Raw genomic sequence first — 1,579 nt, forward strand, 5'->3', positions numbered from 1 at the left:
ACATACGTTCGGACCGATCGCGAGCAGTTCTGGGAACTAACCCCTATCGCGGACCGTTGTCAGCAGGACATACTCATTCAAACGCACGACCACAGCGGCAGCTAGAGAAGTACAGGTGATCACCATGAGTAGCGATCTGCTCGAACGCATCGAAGACCGCAGCATCACGATGCCGCGGCTCGTCGCCGTCCGCCTCGCGGGCAAGCCGGTCACCTATGCCGAACTCGCGGACGAGATCGCTTGCCGCCTCGAGGCCGGCGGTTACTCCGACCACTCGGCGAACGCCGCGCTGTTCGCCGCGCTCATGAACCTTCTCCCCTATCGCCTCCGCACCGTCGGGCCCCATGAGGACCTTCGCATCGTCTCTTCGGCCATCCGCTGGCTCAACGCGTACCACGGCACGGGCGTTGAAGAGCGGCGCCTTCAATCTGTCAGCTGAACGGACTATCGGCCGACCCCGATCATTCTGTTACAGCTTCCGATCCACATCGCGAGCGTTGAGTCTGCGATATAGATCACACACGACTTGGGGCGGGTAGCGCGTCCGATTCGACGGATCTGATCGCAGATTCATCTGAAACGCCGACACACCCAGATCTGTCCGCCGACAAACTCCGAACTGTCCGCATTGGGCGGTAGGGTTCGGCTCTGTGACTCACCCAACTCTCTCCGTCATGGTTCCGGCGCTCAACGAGGAGGATTCGATCGCGCAGACGCTGACCCGTCTCTGCGAACAGATCGAGGACCTCAACGAGATCATCGTGGTCGACAACGATTCGACCGACCGCACCGCCGAGATCGTCAGCGAGTTCAGCGCGCGGGAGCCGCGGATCCGTCTGGTCAGCGAGACCCGCCCCGGACTGATATTCGCGCGCAACGCCGGATTCGAGGCCTCGACGAGTGAACTGACGGCGCGCCTGGACGCCGACACGGTTCCGCACCCCGGCTGGGCCCGCTCCATCCGGGAGTTCTTCGCCGACATGCCCGACGACGTGGTGCTCGCCACCGGCCCCCTCACCCCGTTCGACTCTCCGTTCAAGAAGACCTTCGAGAAGTCGAATCAGCGGCTCATCGCGCGGGTGCGGGCCAAGTCCGACGACCCGCGCGGAATCGTCGGTCTGCACATGGCCACCGGCGGCAACAGCGTTCTGCGCACCGCGGTGTGGCCCACGATCCGGGACGCCGTCTCCGACCGCCCGGACGTGTACGAGGACTTGGATCTGTCGCTGTGCTGCCGGGAGGCCGGCTACCGGATCGCCTTCATCGTCGGCATGGCCGCCGACAGCTCGGCACGCCGTTTCCGCAGCAGCCCGCGCTCCTACGGCCGGTACATGCGGCAGTTGCCGGAGACCTACCGCATCCACGGGCTGCACGGCGAAGCCCGCAAGAGCCGCCTGCAGGTGCTGAACAACCGGGTCCTGCACCTGTTCACCTGGCTGCCGACCCGCGCGTACGACGCGAAGACCGGGACGATGTCGTTCCGCCGGATCTTCCGAAGCGACGACCCGAGCGACACCGCCCGCGTCTGAATCCGAGCGGCGCCGCCGGGGATCGGGTCACGATCCCCGGCGGACTCGTC

The 1,579-nt window shown here is 65.2% G+C and carries 2 protein-coding genes; both read left to right on the forward strand.

The genetic code is table 11. From position 1 onward, the window contains the following. Positions 1-124 precede the first annotated feature (124 nt). Entirely contained in the window at positions 125-439 is a 315-nt protein-coding gene (locus ACK8HH_RS14455) for a hypothetical protein (protein ID WP_156150513.1), read from the forward strand. Between the two features lie 211 nt (positions 440-650). Continuing rightward, positions 651-1,529 (forward strand): glycosyltransferase family 2 protein, encoded by an 879-nt coding sequence (locus ACK8HH_RS14460; RefSeq protein WP_278124796.1) that lies wholly within the window; start codon positions 651-653, stop codon positions 1,527-1,529. Positions 1,530-1,579: the final 50 nt, after the last annotated feature.

It is taken from the genome of Gordonia sp. LUNF6, assembly GCF_047041125.1.
GTDB lineage: Bacteria > Actinomycetota > Actinomycetes > Mycobacteriales > Mycobacteriaceae > Gordonia > Gordonia sihwensis.